At 63.1% G+C, this 17,008-nt stretch carries 18 protein-coding genes; 10 read left to right on the plus strand and 8 right to left on the minus strand.

Annotation, left to right across the window (positions count from 1 at the left end; all coding sequences use genetic code 11):
- Positions 1–44 precede the first annotated feature (44 nt).
- Both JOH52_RS04970 and JOH52_RS04975 read left to right on the plus strand, forming a co-directional pair.
- The gene (locus JOH52_RS04970; protein ID WP_010968473.1) at positions 45–887 is read left to right on the plus strand and encodes an alpha/beta hydrolase; all 843 of its coding nucleotides are present in this window, start codon (positions 45–47) and stop codon (positions 885–887) included.
- A gap of 283 nt (positions 888–1,170) precedes the next feature.
- Positions 1,171–1,791, plus strand: a complete 621-nt coding sequence (locus JOH52_RS04975) for a transglutaminase-like cysteine peptidase (protein WP_010968472.1) — start codon at positions 1,171–1,173, stop codon at positions 1,789–1,791.
- A gap of 231 nt (positions 1,792–2,022) precedes the next feature.
- Here JOH52_RS04975 and mbfA read toward each other — a convergent pair whose 3' ends face one another.
- The 3 genes from mbfA to efp all read right to left on the minus strand — a co-directional run bounded on the left by mbfA (position 2,023) and on the right by efp (position 5,304).
- Entirely contained in the window at positions 2,023–3,006 is a 984-nt protein-coding gene (mbfA, locus tag JOH52_RS04980) for an iron exporter MbfA (RefSeq protein ID WP_010968471.1), read from the minus strand.
- A 274-nt stretch (positions 3,007–3,280) separates the two neighbouring features.
- Positions 3,281–4,522, minus strand: coding sequence for a cyclopropane-fatty-acyl-phospholipid synthase (cfa1, locus tag JOH52_RS04985; protein WP_010968470.1), 1,242 nt, complete (start codon positions 4,520–4,522; stop codon positions 3,281–3,283).
- Between the two features lie 212 nt (positions 4,523–4,734).
- Positions 4,735–5,304: an elongation factor P gene (efp, locus tag JOH52_RS04990; RefSeq protein WP_010968469.1), complete on the minus strand. Its 570-nt coding sequence runs from the start codon at positions 5,302–5,304 to the stop codon at positions 4,735–4,737.
- 161 nt (positions 5,305–5,465) lie between these two features.
- On the opposite strand from efp, the gene epmA reads away from it, so the two are divergent.
- Positions 5,466–6,518, plus strand: a complete 1,053-nt coding sequence (gene epmA / locus JOH52_RS04995) for an EF-P lysine aminoacylase EpmA (protein ID WP_010968468.1) — start codon at positions 5,466–5,468, stop codon at positions 6,516–6,518.
- The gene (locus tag JOH52_RS05000) at positions 6,515–7,567 is read left to right on the plus strand and encodes a lysine-2,3-aminomutase-like protein (protein ID WP_010968467.1); all 1,053 of its coding nucleotides are present in this window, start codon (positions 6,515–6,517) and stop codon (positions 7,565–7,567) included. Before epmA ends, JOH52_RS05000 begins: the two co-directional genes overlap by 4 nt.
- Before the next feature lie 317 nt (positions 7,568–7,884).
- Here JOH52_RS05000 and JOH52_RS05005 read toward each other — a convergent pair whose 3' ends face one another.
- Positions 7,885–8,550 (minus strand): YiaD family glycine zipper/OmpA-like lipoprotein, encoded by a 666-nt coding sequence (locus JOH52_RS05005; RefSeq protein WP_004435511.1) that lies wholly within the window; start codon positions 8,548–8,550, stop codon positions 7,885–7,887.
- A gap of 260 nt (positions 8,551–8,810) precedes the next feature.
- On the opposite strand from JOH52_RS05005, the gene JOH52_RS05010 reads away from it, so the two are divergent.
- On the plus strand, positions 8,811–9,449 hold the full coding sequence (locus JOH52_RS05010; RefSeq protein WP_014530016.1) for an exopolysaccharide biosynthesis protein: 639 nt from the start codon (positions 8,811–8,813) through the stop codon (positions 9,447–9,449).
- Between the two features lie 35 nt (positions 9,450–9,484).
- On the opposite strand, the gene JOH52_RS05015 is transcribed toward JOH52_RS05010, so the two are convergent.
- Together JOH52_RS05015 and JOH52_RS05020 are read right to left on the minus strand one after the other, a co-directional pair.
- Positions 9,485–10,012: a GNAT family N-acetyltransferase gene (locus tag JOH52_RS05015; RefSeq protein WP_010968466.1), complete on the minus strand. Its 528-nt coding sequence runs from the start codon at positions 10,010–10,012 to the stop codon at positions 9,485–9,487.
- Between the two features lies 1 nt (position 10,013).
- A complete protein-coding gene (locus JOH52_RS05020) occupies positions 10,014–10,592 on the minus strand; it encodes a helix-turn-helix domain-containing protein (RefSeq protein WP_013845005.1) in 579 nt (192 codons plus the stop codon).
- 190 nt (positions 10,593–10,782) lie between these two features.
- On the opposite strand from JOH52_RS05020, the gene JOH52_RS05025 reads away from it, so the two are divergent.
- From JOH52_RS05025 to rnk, 4 genes are all read left to right on the plus strand, one after another.
- Positions 10,783–12,048, plus strand: coding sequence for an MFS transporter (locus JOH52_RS05025; RefSeq protein ID WP_004435524.1), 1,266 nt, complete (start codon positions 10,783–10,785; stop codon positions 12,046–12,048).
- A 58-nt stretch (positions 12,049–12,106) separates the two neighbouring features.
- Positions 12,107–13,933: a translation elongation factor 4 gene (gene lepA, locus JOH52_RS05030; protein WP_010968464.1), complete on the plus strand. Its 1,827-nt coding sequence runs from the start codon at positions 12,107–12,109 to the stop codon at positions 13,931–13,933.
- Positions 13,934–13,986: 53 nt separating this feature from the next.
- Positions 13,987–14,220, plus strand: coding sequence for a type II toxin-antitoxin system CcdA family antitoxin (locus JOH52_RS05035; RefSeq protein ID WP_013845004.1), 234 nt, complete (start codon positions 13,987–13,989; stop codon positions 14,218–14,220).
- Between the two features lie 398 nt (positions 14,221–14,618).
- Positions 14,619–15,026 carry a nucleoside diphosphate kinase regulator gene (gene rnk / locus JOH52_RS05040; RefSeq protein ID WP_010968462.1) on the plus strand — a complete coding sequence of 136 codons (408 nt, stop codon included), beginning with the start codon at positions 14,619–14,621 and terminating at the stop codon, positions 15,024–15,026.
- A 93-nt stretch (positions 15,027–15,119) separates the two neighbouring features.
- Here the strand turns inward: rnk and JOH52_RS05045 are convergent, their stop codons facing one another.
- Positions 15,120–15,572: a DoxX family protein gene (locus JOH52_RS05045; protein WP_010968461.1), complete on the minus strand. Its 453-nt coding sequence runs from the start codon at positions 15,570–15,572 to the stop codon at positions 15,120–15,122.
- A 202-nt stretch (positions 15,573–15,774) separates the two neighbouring features.
- On the opposite strand from JOH52_RS05045, the gene JOH52_RS05050 reads away from it, so the two are divergent.
- The gene (locus tag JOH52_RS05050) at positions 15,775–16,056 is read left to right on the plus strand and encodes an Rdx family protein (protein ID WP_004435540.1); all 282 of its coding nucleotides are present in this window, start codon (positions 15,775–15,777) and stop codon (positions 16,054–16,056) included.
- A 179-nt stretch (positions 16,057–16,235) separates the two neighbouring features.
- Here JOH52_RS05050 and JOH52_RS05055 read toward each other — a convergent pair whose 3' ends face one another.
- Positions 16,236–16,526, minus strand: coding sequence for a GIY-YIG nuclease family protein (locus tag JOH52_RS05055; RefSeq protein ID WP_010968460.1), 291 nt, complete (start codon positions 16,524–16,526; stop codon positions 16,236–16,238).
- Positions 16,527–17,008 lie beyond the last annotated feature (482 nt).

Here is a 17,008-nt window from a genome sequence, read left to right on the forward strand (position 1 = left end):
TTTAGAAGGAAATCCGTCATTACCAGGCCTTCAGGAGTTACTCGATGTCGACGACGCCGGCTGAAACCGAGATCACGCGGATCGAAGTAGGAACGGGCGCTGCGGCGAGAAGCATCGCCATGCGTATCTTCCGCACGGGAAATCCGCCGGATATGAAAGACGGGGATCCGCGGCGTCCGGCGCTGGTCTGGCTCGGCGGCTACCGATCGGACATGACCGGGACGAAGGCGGTGGAGGTCGAGCGGCACGCGCGCGAGGCCGGCACCGACTGCATTCGCTTCGACTATTCCGGCCACGGCGCGTCGGACGGCGACTACAGGGACGGCACGATCTCGCGCTGGGTCGAGGAGAGTCTCGCCGTGATCGATCACGCCGCGACGGGGCGCATGATCCTGATCGGTTCCTCCATGGGCGCCTGGGTCGCGCTGCGCCTTGCCGAGAAGCTCAAAGGCGGCGCCCATCATGGAGAAGGTGGGGTCGGCCGCCTCTGCGGCCTCGTGCTGATCGCCCCGGCCCCGGACTTCACCGCCGAGCTCATCGAGCCCAATCTTACCGAGGCCGAAAGGACCTCGCTCGCCGAACGGGGTTATTTCGAAGAGCCATCGGAATACAGCCCCGAGCCCAATGTCTTCACCCGCGCGCTGATCGAGGATGGCCGCAACAACCTCGTCATGAAAGGGCCGATCGAAACCGGCTGCCCGGTGCATATCCTCCAGGGCATGCGCGATCCGGACGTCCCCTACACGCATGCCCTCAAGCTGATGGAGCACATGCCGGCCGACGACGTCGTCATGACCCTGATCCGCGACGGCGACCACCGGTTGTCCCGCGAGGAGGACATTGCCAAATTGAAACAGGCGATCGACGCCATGCTGACCAAAGCCTGAGCGCTCGGTTAATCCATCCGGCCTAATCAAAGTTCCCTGAGATCGCTTCGCAAGGCACAGCCAAGCCCTTGCGCTGGCGGGCTTCTGCGTCCGCCTGCCGCGAACCTTAACCATAAAACGGACTAGTCCGAATCAGGCGATTGACTCCGACAAGCGGAGTATATTAACTCTTTATTAACGATTAGAGCAGCGCAGGGGAAATTCCTAATAAAGCTGTCGACAACTTTTGATTGCGCGGATCGATCCGGAAGGTACGGATGCGGGCGCGTTGCAGGGGATCTGTATGGCGTCTTGGACCGGGGTTAAGGCAAGTTTCGCAGCGCTGTGTGCGCTTTTCATTTCAACGAACACGGCAATTCCCGCACAGGCGGGAGCTACTCCCTGGATGCAGACCGGCGCGGTGACCTCGCAGCCGATCGGGCATTACGAGTTCTGTCAGAAGTACAGGGGCGAGTGCAACGTCCGTTCGAAGGCTAAGGTGCCGCCGCGTGTCACCGCCGGCGGCTGGGCCGCCATTCGGCAGGTCAACGCCTCCGTCAACCGGCAGATCGCGCCGGTAACCGACATCGAGCTTACCGGCCGGGACGAGGTGTGGTCCTATCCGGGGAGACAGGGCGATTGCGAGGACTTCGCGCTCGAAAAGCGCAGACGCCTCATGCAGAAGGGCTTCTCCGCCGGCAACCTGCTGATGACTGTCGTGCGCAAGCCCGATGGCGAGGGCCATGCGGTGCTGACGGTCCGCACAGCTCAGGGCGACTTCATTCTCGACAATCTCGACGATGGGGTGAGGCTGTGGACGCACACGCCCTACCGCTTCCTCAAGCGCCAGGCGACGAACCACAGCGGCCGTTGGGTCACCATCGACAATAGCGGGGAAGTGCTCGTCGGTTCCGTCGGAAACTGATCCTGCCGAAACAGCTCCTTTCAAAAAGGCCGCATCCTGCGGCCTTTTTTGTTGCGTGTCGGTGAAATCGCTCGGATACCCACAAGCGGACGCTGGCGTAACGCGCACGCCTCCACAAAGCTCCTCATTCCTGTGCTCCTTGGGCTGACAGAACGCTTGCCGCGTCACGGACGTGGCGCTGCCGGATCTCTGTGACAAGCACAGAGAATGAGGGAGGAGCGGTTGCGGTCTCTAAGCATTCCCTATGACGATGCCGGCGGCAAGAACCAGCCCGCCACCGAGCACCACCTGGAAGGCGGCCCTCAGGAAGGGCGTTTCCATGTAGCGGTTCTGAATGAAGGCGATTGCCCACAGTTCGAAGAAGACGATTGCCGCCGCCGTCATTGTCGCGGTCCAGAAATGCGGAATGAGATAGGGCAGAGCGTGGCCGAGACCGCCGAGTGCCGTCATGATGCCCGAGGCAAGCCCGCGCTTGACCGGCGAGCCGCGGCCGGAAAGCTTGCCGTCATCATGCGCCGCCTCGGTGAAACCCATCGAGATGCCCGCGCCGACGGAGGCCGACAGGCCGACGAGAAAGGTCTGCCATGTATCCTGCGTGGCGAAGGCTGCGGCGAAGATCGGCGCGAGCGTCGAAACGGAGCCATCCATCAGGCCCGCGAGGCCCGGCTGCACATAGGTGAGTATGAACTGGCGGCGTGAGGTCTCATCTTCCTCGTGGCGCACGTCGACCGGCGTATGCTTTTCGCCGAGCCGGCGGGCGAGCGATTCATGCGACTTCTCGGCAATCGCCAGATCGCCCAAGAGCTTGCGCGTCGCCGCGTCCCGCGTGCGCGCCGCGGCCTCGACGTAAAACCGGTGCGCCGCCTCCTCCATCGCCTCGGCTTCCGCGCGCGCCTTCTCGATCGGCATCTCGGCGATCAGCCAATCGGGCTTGCGCTCCGGGAAATCACGCACGTGCTCGCGCCTAACGAGCGGGATGCGGTTGCCGAAACGGGCGACATGCAGGTCGATCAAGGCCTGACGGTGATGGCTCTCCTCCTCCGCCATTTCCTCGAAGACCCTTGCGGAATGGGGATATTTTGCGCGCAGAGCGTCGGCATAGGCGAGATAGATGCGTCCATCGTCCTCTTCCGAGGATATGGCGAGTGCAAGGATTTCCTGTTCGCTCAAGGACAGGAACGGGCGTTTGTAACGGGAGAAAAGTCGGGAGAGCATCACGAAGCCTTCTTTAGAATAATTCTAATTAGGCGCCGATTCATGACGCGTCAAGGCGGCGGATCGGCGGCACCGCGTCTTCTTCGACGGTGCCCGAACTATATGATCTGCGTCCGCAACCCCTCCCCAACCCCTCCCCACAAGGGCCACAAGGGGGAGGGGCTTCCCCGCGGCACTCTCCGCGCCAAAACGATGGCGACGCGGTGACGGTAAGGCAAGTTAAGCCCCTCCCCCTTGTGGGGAGGGGTTGGGGAGGGGTAAGCCTGGGGTTGAGTTAAACCGCCAGATCGAGCGCCTTTTCCTTTTCGATATAGGTGCGCTGCAGATCGGTGACGTAGTCGCGAACGATCGGCGCCGCGTCTCGTGAACGCGACAGCTGCATATGGAAGACGAGCTGGCTGCCGGTGCGGAACATCATTTCCGCGCTGATCAGGTAGAACTCCCACATGCGGGCGAAGCGCTCGTCGTACATCGCCACCACCTTGTCGCGATTCTCATCGAAGCGCGCGCCCCAATGGGCGAGCGTCGTCGCATAGTGCACGCGCAGGAATTCGAGATCGGTCACCCACAGGCTGTTGCGTTCGACCACCTCGAAGACCTCCGACAGTGCCGGGGAATAGGCGCCGGGGAAGATATATTTCCGCAGCCAGGCGCTTGCCATGCCGGGCGGGCTCATATGGCCGATCGAATGGAGCACGGCCAGCCCGTCATCCGGCATCAGCGCATTCAGTTTCTTGAAGAACTCGTCGTAGTGATGGACGCCGACATGCTCGAACATGCCGACCGAAACGATCCGGTCGAACGGCCCCTCGACATCGCGATAGTCCTTGAGCTCAAAGCGCACGCGGTCGGCCATTCCGGCCGCACGTGCCCGCTCGGAGGCGAGCGCCTGCTGTTCCCTGGAAAGCGTGACACCCAGAACCTCGACGTCTTCGAGCGCGGCCAGATAGAGGGCGAGATCGCCCCAGCCGCAGCCGATGTCGAGCACCCTCATGCCCGGCTTCAGACAGAGCTTTGCCGCAAGCAGCCGCAGCTTGTTGCGCTGCGCAGCCTCCAGCGTCTCGTCCGGCTCGCGGAAATAGGCGCAGGAATAGAGCATGTTCTCGTCGAGGAACAGCTTGTAGAAATCATTGCCCAGATCGTAATGATGCGCGACGTTCTGCTGCGCCTTGCCCTTGGGATTGGCCTGCTGGCGCTTGCGGAAACGCATTTTCACCGCCCGCAACAGCTTCTGGATCGGATAGGAGCCGAGCGACAGGCGGTTGATCGAAAAGAGCGTCAGGAAGTCCCGCAGCGTCGAGCCTTCCTCGAACTGCATGGTCCCGTCCATATAGGCTTCACCGGCGGCCAGCTCGGCATTGAAGACGAGGCTGCGATAGAGTCGCTTGTCGGTCAGCCGCATCGTCACGCTCGGCCCCGGCTCGCCGGCAAAGACGTGCCTCTTGCCGTCGGCATCGATTACCGTAAGCGTCCCCTTGCGAATGAACGACTTCATCATATGCGATAGTGGAAACATGCAGTGCCGCACCTCTCATCCCGATCCAGAGGGCGGCATCCTAAAGCACATCCAGGAAAAATGTGTAGCGGTTTTCCGTGCGGACGTGCGTCGTTTCAACGTGCTGGAGCGTTTATGAAATGCGGGCCGGATTTGCGGCTACGCACGGGAAACGAAAACGGGGACGGCAGTCAAAGACTGCCGTCCCCGTTTCGACTTCTGCCCGGACCAGATCAGTCCTTGGCGCGCTCGACATAGGAGCCGTCTTCCGTCGCAATGACGACGCGGGTGCCAGCCTGGATGTGCGGCGGCACCAGGGTACGAACCCCGTTCGAAAGCACGGCCGGCTTGTAGGAGGAGGAGGCCGTCTGGCCCTTGACGACCGGCTCGGTCTCGGTGATTTCGAGAGTGACGTGGCGCGGCAGGTCGATGGCGATGGCAATGCCTTCGTGGATCGACAGCATCACGGCCATGCCTTCCTGAAGATAGGCCTTCAGGTCGCCGATGTCTTCGGAGCTCATGACGAGCTGGTCGTAGGTTTCCGGGTTCATGAAGTGGAAGCCTTCGCCATCTTCATAAAGGAAGGTGTGCTCGCGGTCTTCGACGAAGGCGCGCTCGACCTGCTCGGTCGTGCGGTAGCGCTCGGAGACCTTCACGCCGTCGGAGATGCGGCGCATGTCGACCTGCGTGACCGGCGTGCCCTTGCCCGGATGGAAGTTCTGCGCGGTGAGCACGACATAGAGTTTGCCGTCGACGTCGAGAACGTTGCCCTTGCGGACCGAAGAAGCGATGACCTTGACCATTAGTCTTCCTTGTAACAGAGGTATCAGCGACACGAGCGGGCCGGAGATCGGCCCGGAAGGGACGCGAAAATTCAGTTTTCGCGCCGCCACTATCCTAATTTCGCGCAAATAGCCAGCCTGAGCGGGCATTCGCGCGGAAGAAAGCCTGGACCGAACCGACCATGCCGCATGCTTCTCCCTGGTGGACTCCCGACGTCCATGCCGACCGGCGCCCCTTCCTGATCGGGCGCAACCGCATCCAGTCGGCGCTCCGCCGGTTCTTCGACGAACGCGACTTCATCGAGGTCGACACGGCAGCGCTGCAGGTGTCGCCGGGCAACGAGGCGCATCTGCATGCCTTTGCGACCGAGGCGCTTGGGCTCGACGGCTCCGTCCAGCCGCTCTATCTCCACACCTCGCCCGAATTCGCCTGCAAGAAGCTCATCGCCGCCGGCGAGCGGCGCATCGCCTGTTTCGCCCATGTCTACCGCAACCGCGAGCGGGGCCCGCTGCATCATCCGGAATTCACCATGCTCGAATGGTACCGCGCCGAGGAGGGCTACGAGACGCTGATGCACGACTGCGGCGAGATTCTCGCGCTCGCCGCCGAGACAGTCGCCGCTCGGTCCCTCGTCTATCAGGGGCATGAATGCGATCCTTTCGCCGAGCCGGAGCGGCTCTCCGTCGCCGAGGCCTTCGCGCGCTTCGCGGGGCTCGACCTCCTCGCCTCGGTCCAGGAAGACGGCTCCACCGACCGCGAGAGCCTGGCGGCGGCCATGCGGGAGGCGGGCTTGCGTGTCGCCGGAGACGATAGCTGGGCCGATCTCTTCAGCCGTGTGCTCGTCGAAAGGATCGAGCCCAATCTCGGCTTCGGGCGCGCCACGATCCTCGACGAATATCCGGTTGCCGAGGCAGCGCTTGCCCGGCCTGCAGCCGCAGACCCTCGCGTGGCAGAGCGTTTCGAGCTCTATGCCTGCGGCGTCGAACTCGCAAATGCCTTCGGTGAATTGACCGATGCCGCCGAGCAGCGCCGCCGGTTCGAACTGGAAATGGCGGAGAAGGCGCGGGTCTACGGCGAGACCTACCCGATAGACGAGGATTTCCTCGCGGCGCTCGCCGGCATGCCCGAGGCGAGCGGCATCGCACTCGGCTTCGACCGGCTGGTCATGCTGGCAACGGGCGCATCCCGCATCGATCAGGTCCTTTGGGCCCCGGTCGCGGAGGCCACGCCATGACCGCGGAACGCGCCATCAGAACAGCGCGTGAGCTCGCCGACGCCGGTCTGGTCGGTCGAGAGCAGGAAGAGGCGATCTCCCGGGTCGCGTCCCGCTACGCCGTCGCCATCAGCCCGACGATCGCGCGCCTGGTCGACCGGGACGATCCGAACGACCCGATTGCGCGGCAGTTCGTGCCCGACATGGCCGAACTCACGCTCATGCCTGAAGAGCGTGCCGATCCGATCGGCGACGGAGCGCACAGCCCGGTTGCCGGTATCGTCCACCGCTATCCGGACCGGGTGCTCCTGAAGGCGGTTCATGTCTGCCCGGTTTACTGCCGCTTCTGTTTCCGCCGCGAAATGGTCGGCCCCGAGGGTCTCGGCACGCTCACGCCCGCGGAACTCGATGCGGCGCTCGCCTATATCGCCGGGCGCCCGGAAATCTGGGAAGTGATCCTGACCGGCGGCGATCCGCTGGTGCTCTCGCCCCGGCGGCTCGGCGATATCATGGTGCGGCTCGCAGAAATCGACCATGTCAAGGTCGTGCGCTTCCACACGCGCGTGCCGGTGGTCGAGCCGGACCGGGTGGATGCGGGGCTGATCGCCGCTTTGAAGAGCAGCGGCAAGGCGACCTATGTGGCGCTTCATGCCAACCATCCGCGGGAACTCACCGCCGAGGCCCGCGCCGCCGCCGCGCGGCTGATCGATGCGGGCATCGTCATGGTGAGCCAGTCGGTGCTGCTGAAAGGCGTCAATGACGATCCGGACGTGCTCGCCGCACTGATGCGCGCCTTCGTCGAGACACGGATCAAGCCCTATTACCTGCACCATCCGGATCTTGCGCCCGGCACCGGCCATTTCCGGCTGTCCATCGAGGAGGGCCAGGCGCTCGTCGCCTCGCTGCGCGGACGTGTGTCCGGCCTCTGCCAGCCCGCCTACATCCTCGACATTCCCGGGGGCCACGGCAAGGCCGTCGTCAGCGCCGGCGCGATCGAGGCGGAGGGCGGCGGCTGCTACACGGTCACCGACTTCCGCGGAAACAGGCACGACTATCCGCCGAAGGGGTGACGCAGCATCGCCCCTCATCCGGCTGCCGCCACCTTCTCCCCGCAAGCGGGGAGAAGGGACAAGGGGCACCACCTTCGCCTCCTAGACTGAGACCAGATCACGAGGCTTTTAGGTCGGGCCGCCCTATGCGGGCGGAAAACCGCGCACACTTTTCCTCATCCCCTCTAGGTCGATCGAGGGACGGAGACGGCGCCGCGAGTCACCTTCTCCCCGTCAGCGGGGAGAAGGTGGCCGGCAGGCCGGATGAGGGGCATTTCGGAAATTGAAAAGGCCGCCCGGAAAATCCGCGCGGCCTTTCGCCATCACGTTGAAGCCGTTCAGCCCTGTTTGATCGGCGCGATCGAGATTTCGACGCGGCGGTTCTGGGCACGGCCGACCTCGGTGGCGTTCGACGCAATCGGCCGCTCCAGGCCGTAGCCTACTGCCGACATGCGCCGCTGGTCGACGCCGCGGCTGGCGAGATAGTTGGCGACCGAGGCCGCGCGCCGCTCCGAAAGTCCCTGGTTGTAGGAGGCGCTGCCGGTCGAGTCGGTGTGACCGTCGACGTCGATCAGCGTCTTGTTGAACTTGCGCAGCACGATCGCAACCGAGTCGAGCGTCGAGTAGAAGGCCGGAATCACCTGGTCGCGGTCGGTCGCGAAGGTGATGTTCGACGGCATGTTCAGGATGATGCGATCGCCGGCGCGGGTGACCGAAACGCCGGTGCCCTGCAACTGCGCCCGCAGTTCGGATTCCTGCTGATCCATGTAGTTTCCGACCAGGCCGCCGCCGAGAGCGCCGATGCCTGCGCCGACAAGAGCGGCATCACGCCGGCCCGCCGCACTGCCGCCCACCAGAAGACCGGTCGCAGCGCCGAGACCCGCGCCGATCAAAGCGCCTCCGGCCGTGTTCGACATCTTCTGTTCTCCCGTATAGGGATCGGTGGTGGTGCATCCGGAAAGATAGACGGCCACGACAGCCAGGATGGCGCATTTCTTGATCATCGAATCAATTGTCCCCATTGGTGCTCAGGATCGGTTCATACTATCGATTGCGGCAGGAAGATGAAGGGGCCTTCTACTTTCCTCTATCGGGAGTATTGCGGTGCACCATTTCTGCCGGACCTCGCCACATTGCTGACCAGAGGGCCCGCTAACCGGAGGTTCATGCGCCTGGCGCTATGGTCTGCCAGGCCCGGTTCGGCGTAAAGAATGCGAGCCGCGGGCACCGCATGGAGCGCCCGCAAACCGTGAAGGGAAAAATTATGGCGGTCGAGTTCGGCGATTCGCAACGCAGCCTCAGCGACACGCTCACCGGCATGATCGCGTCGATCAGAGGCAACACGATCACGCTGCGCGAGCTGATGATCGAGATCGGCGAGCAGGGCTTCCTCCTTCTCTGCGCGCTGCTGACCCTGCCGTTCCTGATCCCGGTTTCCATTCCGGGCGTCAGCACCGTCTTCGGGGCGGCCATCATTCTCATTTCGCTCGCGATCACCCTCAATCGCATGCCCTGGCTGCCGAAGCGCATCCTCGACCGGGAGATCGCCACGGAAAAGCTCGTGCCTACGCTCCGAAAAGGTGCGGCACTGGTCTCGAAGCTCGACCGCTATGTGCGCCCGCGGCTCAATTTCCTGACCGAAGGCGCCCTGATGAACCGTTTCAACGGCCTGATGATCATGGCCGGCGGCGTGCTTCTCATGTTTCCGCTCGGGCTGATTCCGCTGTCGAACACGCTGCCCGGCATCGCCATCCTGCTCCTGTCGCTCGGCATCATCCAGCGCGACGGGCTGATGGTGGCCGGCGGCTATTTCTTCCTGGTCGCGACCACCGTCTATTTCGCAGTTCTCGGCTATGCCGCTTTCGCCGCCGGCCAGGGCCTCTCGCACTTCTTCGTTTCGTGATCGCGGCGGCACCGGATGAGGCCATCCGAGCCGCCCTATGTGGCAAGGTGCTTGTAGAAGAACGTCGTTGCGCAATAGCGGCCGTCCGGCATCAACGCATAGTCGGGAACGATACCGGCGCGCGTCCAGCCAAATCGCTCGTAGATCGCTTCCGCCGGCTCTCCGGTGGCCGTGTCGAGGACCAGCACTCTTCTGCCGCGCCTGACGGCTTCCGCCTCGGCTGCATCCATCAGGCGACGCGACAGGCCGAGACCGCGGGCGTCGCGGTGGACGAGCAGCTTCCTGACGTCGGCGCGATGCGGCTGGTTCGGCATGGTGCTGACGCCGAGCTGCACGGTGCCGACCATCCGGCCGTCGACTTCGGCCGCGAGGAGCACCGTTTCGCTGCGCCCGACGGCCGCGGCGACGCCCTCCCAGAAGTGAACGGCGTCATTCGGCGAAAACGGTTGCATGAAGCCGACCGAAGCGCCGCCTTCGACGCAATCGGAGAGAATTTCGGCCAGAGCCGGCAGGGCGGCCAGGGTGTCTCCTGCGGTGAGCACGCGGATATCGACGTCGGGCATGTCAGACCTTGTTGCGGCAGAGGATGACGGCGTAATGCGCCGGCTCTTCGTGGGGATTGTGAAAGATGTGGGCCTCTTCAAGCCCCATGAACAGGCAGTCGCCCGGCTCCAGGAGCTGCCGTCCGCTTTCCATCGTCAATTCGAGGCGGCCGGAGAAAAGCCAGAGGTGCTGGGTGATGCCGCGGTCCATGGGCTGTCGCTCGAAGACGACACGAGCACCGGGCGGAAACTCGACCTCGACGATGTCGACCGGCGAACCGACGCCTTCGGGTGAAACCGAACGGCGCAGATAGCCGCTTTCGGGATCGCGCCACAGCCGCTGCTCCGCGTGCCGGGCCAAGGGCGAGGCCTCGCTCCTTTCGGAAGCAAAAAGCGCCGAAAGCGTCGTGCCCAACGCGCTGCAGAGCTTCGCCAGAAGCTGCGCCGTCGGGCTCGCCTCGCCGCGCTCGATGCGCGAAATCATGGCGCGGCTGACGCCGGAGCGGCCGGCCAGGTCGTCAAGCGTCAGGTCCCTCGCCATGCGCAGCTCGCGCAGGCGCATGGCCATGGTCTCTTCGAGAGGGGCAATCGCGTTTTCCATTATCAGAGATTGCATTTCTCGTATAGTGGAGTCAAGACGATCGGAGCGAGAAATAAGTTTTGCGCATGCCGCTTTGACGACAGCCCCGGGCCGCGTCCTGCTTTATCGTCCGGATTCTGCGCCGGTTCTGAAAAACATTCAACTTCAATAATTTAGATCAGCTTCATACGATCGGCAGGAGGACAGGCAGATGCATCGATCTCCTTCGTCGCTGCTGTCGATCGCGAGCATAGTCGCCTCGATGACATCTGTCGCGGTCGGCAACGGCATGATGCTCGCCTATGTGCCCTTCGTGCTGACGCGCTCGGCGGCGCCGGATTGGGTCCCGGGAGCCGCCGTGACGGCGATTGCCTTCGGCGGGCTGATCGGCTGCCTCATGGGCGGCTCGCTCATTCGCCGCGTAGGCCACGCCCGCGCCTTTTCCTGCTCGATGGCGCTGGTCATTCTCGCGGCGCTGATGATCAGCCTCGGCGTCCACCCGCTGCTTTGGGTCGTCGCACGCGGCCTCTACGGCATTGCGGCCAACATGAATTTCATCATCACGCAGAGCTGGCTCAATCATGCCAGCGAGAACCACTGGCGCGGCCGGGCGATGGCGCTCTTCTACATGGCCTATGTCATCGGGCTTGGCGCCGGCGCCTGGCTCTTCGGGCAAATCCCGGTCGAGGGCAATCTCGCCCCGATCGTCACGATCTTCTTCACCGCGGTCGCCATCCTGCCGATCGGCCTCACGCGGCTGCCGACGCCGCCCGCCCCTGCCAGGGTCAGCATCGACATTCCCATGGTCTGGCGGATTTCTCCGGTCGCCTTCATCGGCGTGCTTGCCTCCGGCGGCCTTTCCATGCTGGTGCAAGGCTTTACGCCGATCTATGCCGCCGCCAATTCCGTCAGTCAGAAGGAAGTAGCGGCATTGATGTTCGTCATGCAGTTCGGCCTGCTCTTCATCCAATATCCGATGGGCGCCCTTTCAGACCGCACCGACCGCCGGATCGTCCTCATCGCCACCTGTACGCTCGTCATCGCGGCGGGCATCGCTGCGCTCGCCGTCTCCTTCGACAACCTTCTCCTGCTCATGCTGGTTTTCGCGATGTTCGCGGGGGCGGTCGAGACGGTCTATTCGATCGCCAATGCGCATGCCAACGATCGCACCGATCCGGCAGATTTCGTGCCGCTCGCCAGCACCATGCTGGTCGCCTGGTCGGCGTCGGCGACCCTCGTGCCGATGCTCGTGACCTTGCTGACGCCGGCCTTCGGCCAACGGACCTTCATCTATGCGACGATGACGGTGGCGCTCCTCTACGCCCTTTTCGTGCTCGTTCGCCTCCGCTCGCGCGAACGCGTCCCGCCCGAGCTCTGCGACAGCTTCGAATTCAAAAGCGCCCAGGTGCCGAATGCCGTGGCACTCGCCGAGACGGAAGCGCGAGCGGAACGGCCGGTCAGGCGCCCGGATTTATAGTGCACGAAGCCTTCATTTCCCGCTTTGCGCCGCCTGATCGCGCTGCTATATGCGGCCCATGAACACACCATCTTCCAAGACGCCCCTGTCGCATATCCGCAACTTCTCGATCGTGGCGCATATCGATCACGGCAAATCGACGCTCGCCGACCGGCTGATCCAGTCGACCGGCGGCCTTGCCGAGCGCGAAATGTCCGAGCAGGTCCTGGACAGCATGGATATCGAGCGCGAGCGCGGCATCACCATCAAGGCCCAGACCGTTCGCCTGCACTACAAGGCGAACGACGGCGAAACCTATGTGCTGAACCTCATCGACACGCCCGGCCACGTCGACTTCGCCTACGAGGTCTCGCGCTCGCTTTCGGCCTGCGAAGGCTCGCTGCTCGTCGTCGACGCCAGCCAGGGCGTCGAAGCCCAGACGCTCGCCAATGTCTACCAGGCGATCGACAACAATCACGAGCTCGTCACCGTTCTGAACAAGATCGACCTGCCTGCGGCCGAGCCGGAGCGGATCAAGGAGCAGATCGAGGAAGTGATCGGCATCGACGCCTCCGACGCCGTGCTGATCTCTGCCAAGACCGGTCTCGGCATTCCGGACGTGCTGGAGGCGATCGTCCATAAGCTGCCCGCCCCGAAGAGCGAGGGCGGCGACACCGCGCCCCTGAAGGCGCTGCTCGTCGACAGCTGGTACGACGCTTATCTCGGCGTCATGGTTCTGGTGCGCGTCATCGACGGAACGCTGAAGAAGGGCATGACCATCCGCATGATGGGGACGGATGCGAAGTACCAGGTGGAGCGCGTCGGCGTGCTGACGCCGAAGATGGTTGCCATGGAGGCGCTCGGCCCCGGCGAGATCGGTTTCATCACAGCTTCCATCAAGGAAGTGGCCGACACCCGCGTCGGCGATACGATCACCGAGGACAAGCGGCCGACGGCCAAGGCGCTGCCCGGCTTCAAGCCCGCCCAGCCGGTCGTGTTCTGCGGCCTCTTCCCGGTCGACGCCGCCGACTTCGAGGACTTGCGCTCGGCCATGGGCAAGCTGCGCCTCAACGACGCCTCCTTCTCCTTTGAAATGGAGTCCTCCGCCGCACTCGGCTTCGGCTTCCGCTGCGGCTTCCTCGGCCTTCTGCATCTCGAAATCATCCAGGAACGTCTGGAGCGCGAATTCGATCTCGATCTGATCGCGACGGCACCCTCGGTCGTCTACAAGCTGTTCATGACCGATGGCTCGGAGCGCGAGCTTCACAACCCCGCCGACATGCCGGACGTGGTCAAGATCGCCGAAATCCACGAACCGTGGATCCGCGCGACGATCCTTACGCCCGACGAATATCTCGGCGGCATCCTGAAGCTCTGTCAGGATCGTCGCGGCATCCAGATCGAGCTGACCTATGTCGGCACCCGCGCGATGCTCACCTATGACCTGCCGCTCAACGAAGTCGTGTTCGATTTCTACGACCGGCTGAAGTCGATCTCCAAGGGATACGCCTCCTTCGACTACCAGATCACCGAGCACAAGGAAGGCAACCTCGTGAAGATGTCGATCCTCGTCAACGGCGAGCCGGTGGACGCGCTGTCGATGATGGTGCACCGGATGGCGGCGGAAAAGCGCGGCCGTGAAATGTGCGAGAAGCTGAAGGAACTGATCCCGAAGCACATGTTCAAGATCCCGATCCAGGCCGCCATCGGCGGCAACGTGATCGCCCGCGAAACCATCTCGGCGCTGCGCAAGGACGTGACCGCCAAGTGCTACGGCGGCGACGCCACCCGAAAGCGCAAGCTTCTGGAGAAGCAGAAGGCCGGCAAGAAGCGGATGCGCCAGTTCGGCAAGGTGGAAATCCCGCAGGAAGCCTTCATCGCCGCGCTGAAGATGAGCGACGAGTGATTGCTGGTCCGGTGTCGATGCGCGTACAATATGCGCATCGACCTGGAGCAAACATGTCGCGATCGACTGCAAGACGCCCGGCAAATCTCACCCTCGATGGCGATCTGCTTGCGCAGGCGCGCGATCTCAAGATCAATGTTTCACGCGCCGCCGAAGAGGGAATCGCCCGGGCCAACAGAGCTGAACAGGAAAGACTCTGGCAGATCGAGAACGCCGAGGCGATCGCCGATGCAAATGCCTTTGTCGATAAACGCGGACTGACGCTGGCGAAACGCCGGCAGTTCTAAAGAGCTCGGCACCTTGGTCACCGACTTGTCAGATCAGCGTGACGAAATCGTCGCCGCCACGGACTTTGCGTTTCAAGGCTTCTGATCTTCTTGAGCGATCCGCAATGAATGACCACGGGCGACACGGCGTTTCAAGTGGCGGCGGGCTTGACTTCGCGGGTGAAGTTTCCGACCTTCAGCTCATGCCTGTGCTCGCTATCCATTTCCGCTGTTCTTTCCGGGTCTGCCCCATCGCAGGAACCTGACCCCGGCCCGGATGCGTGCGCTCTCCGGGTAAGGGGGCCTACGTATCGGCGAGCGGATGGCCAAGCCTCCACCCCCGAGCGGCGAGCGTAAATCATCCTCGACATTTCACTTTCGGCGCAAGCACAGCGGTGCGCCCAAGCACAGGTATCATCATGGCGGACAAGACAACCCGCAAGAAGCTTCCCTCGATCGTCATCAATGCCGAAGACCATGCACGTCTGACGGCGATCGCCTCCTCGGCGCTCGACCGTGTCCCGGACGTCGCGGAGGCGCTGCTTTCCGAACTCGACCGCGCGCGAATCGCCGCTCCCGGCAAGCTGCCCAAGGACAGCGTACAGATGGGCTCGACCGTCGCCTTCGACGCCGACAACGGTTTTGCTAAGGAAGTGAGGCTCGTCTATCCGGGGGAGGCTGACATCGAAGCCGGCAAGATTTCCGTGCTGACGCCGATCGGAGCGGCGCTGATCGGCCTTTCCGTCGGACAGTCGATCGACTGGGTCGACAGGGCCGGCAAGGTACACCGTATGACGATCCGCAGCGTGATGCCGCAGGCGGACTGAGCATCGAAGCGGCCGGATCGAACCGGCCGCTTTCAGAGCGCTTTCGGGAAAAGTGTGTCGCCGCCCGGAAGAGCTTTAATTCAAAGCGTGAGATCAGAATTGACGGCCGAGCTTGGCGTCGACGGACTGGCTGTTGGCGCCGCGAATGGCAAAGAAGAGCGTGATCGCCGCCCAGAGGATGGATTTCTCCGCCCCGCCAAGACCCTGCCCCTGGACGATGCCGTGGAAATAGACGGTGACGAGCAGCACGATCGTCGCCGCGAAGGCAGCAGGCCGCGTCAGGAAGCCGATGGCAATGAATATGCCGCCGAAGAACTCGGTCGCCGAAAGCAGGGGCGACCAGAAAACGCCCGGATAGAACCCAAGCCCCTCCACCATGCCGGCCGCGCCGAAGGGGTTGAGAATCTTGCCGTAGCCGTGAGTGACCAGCAGCAGGCCTGCGACGACGCGCAGCAACGTCTCGGCGAAAGTATCGAGCGGCAGATAAATCTTTTCGAGCGCCGGCAGGATCGCGCGCGGTCGATTGTTGGCAGCGGTATCGGTCATGAAATCCCTTTCGCATCCATTGCAAATCAGGGGTTTCTCTTGCCTCTGGCCCTTTGGAAAACAAGGGCCCGGCGTCAAAAACTTGACGGCTGAAGCTGACATTTATGTGAGACACCCGTGAAGGCATCGATCGCGGCGCTTGCGCGACGACGCAGCTCGATGTTTCCTGTGGCGCGAAAGCCAAGTGAACAGGACATGCGAGATGAGCGAAAAGCCACGCGTCACCATCCTCTACTGCACCCAGTGCAACTGGCTGCTGCGCGCCGGATGGATGGCGCAGGAATTGCTGTCGACCTTCGCCGATACGCTCGGGGAAGTGGCGCTCATCCCCGGGACCGGCGGCAATTTCGAGATTCGCGTCGATGGCGCGTTGATCTGGGAACGCAAGCGCGACGGCGGCTTTCCCGGACCTAAGGAGCTGAAACAACGCATTCGCGACGTGATCGAGCCCGAGCGCGATCTCGGCCACACGGACAGGAGCTAGAGTCCCGCCCAAGGCGCAGCTGACGCGCAGCGCGCAAGACTCACCTTCGATCCTCAGGAATCCAGCCAGACCAAGTCCTTGGGCTGGAAAGACTCTTCCGCGCCGCAGACGCGGCGCTGCTGGATCCCTGTGACGAGCACAGGGATGAGGGTAGAGAGGGTGCGGTCCCTCGGCGCGTTTCATAAGCCGTGAAGATGGTGAGAGATGTCTTCCCATTCGGGGTTCAATTCCTCTATCAAATTAAGTTTCCACTTCCTCGGCCATTTCTTCATCGTCTTCTCCCGCGTGATGGCGGAAGTCAGTAGGTCGAACTCCTCGAACCACACCAAGGTCTTCACGCCGTATCTTGACGTGAATCCAGGCGTCAGATCGTTCTGATGCTCGAGGAGGCGGCGAGGCAGGTCACGGGTCACGCCCGTATACAGTGTTCCGTTTCGCTTCGATGCGAGAATGTAGACGTAACCTTTCATTGCGTAACAGGTTGAACATTCCCTCGCGTATTCGCAAGCGAAAGTTGCAGAGGCCGTGCATCCCCGCCTCCCTCATTCCTGTGCCTGTCACAGGAATCCAGCCAGACCAAGTCATTGGGCTGGAAGAACTCTTTCCCGCGCCGCAGACGCGGCGCTGCTGGATCCCTGTGACGAGCACAGGGATGAGGGTGGAGCGGGTGCGGTCCCTCGGAATACTTCTCGTAGGCCGTGCGGAAGGAGATGGCGCGCAGTCCCCAAACGAGGTTGCGGCAGCGCCCGTGCATCCCCGCCTCCCTCATTCCTGTGCTCGTCACAGGAATCCAGCCAGGCCAAGTCATTGGGCTGAAAAGACTCTCCCGCGCCGCAGACGCAGCGCTGCTGGATCCCTGTGACGAGCACAGGGATGAGGGTGGAGAGGGTGCGGTCCCTCGGAATACTTCTCGTAGGCCGTGCGGAAGGAGATGGCGCGCAGTCCCCAAACG

The organism is Sinorhizobium meliloti, assembly GCF_017876815.1.
Classification (GTDB): domain Bacteria; phylum Pseudomonadota; class Alphaproteobacteria; order Rhizobiales; family Rhizobiaceae; genus Sinorhizobium; species Sinorhizobium meliloti.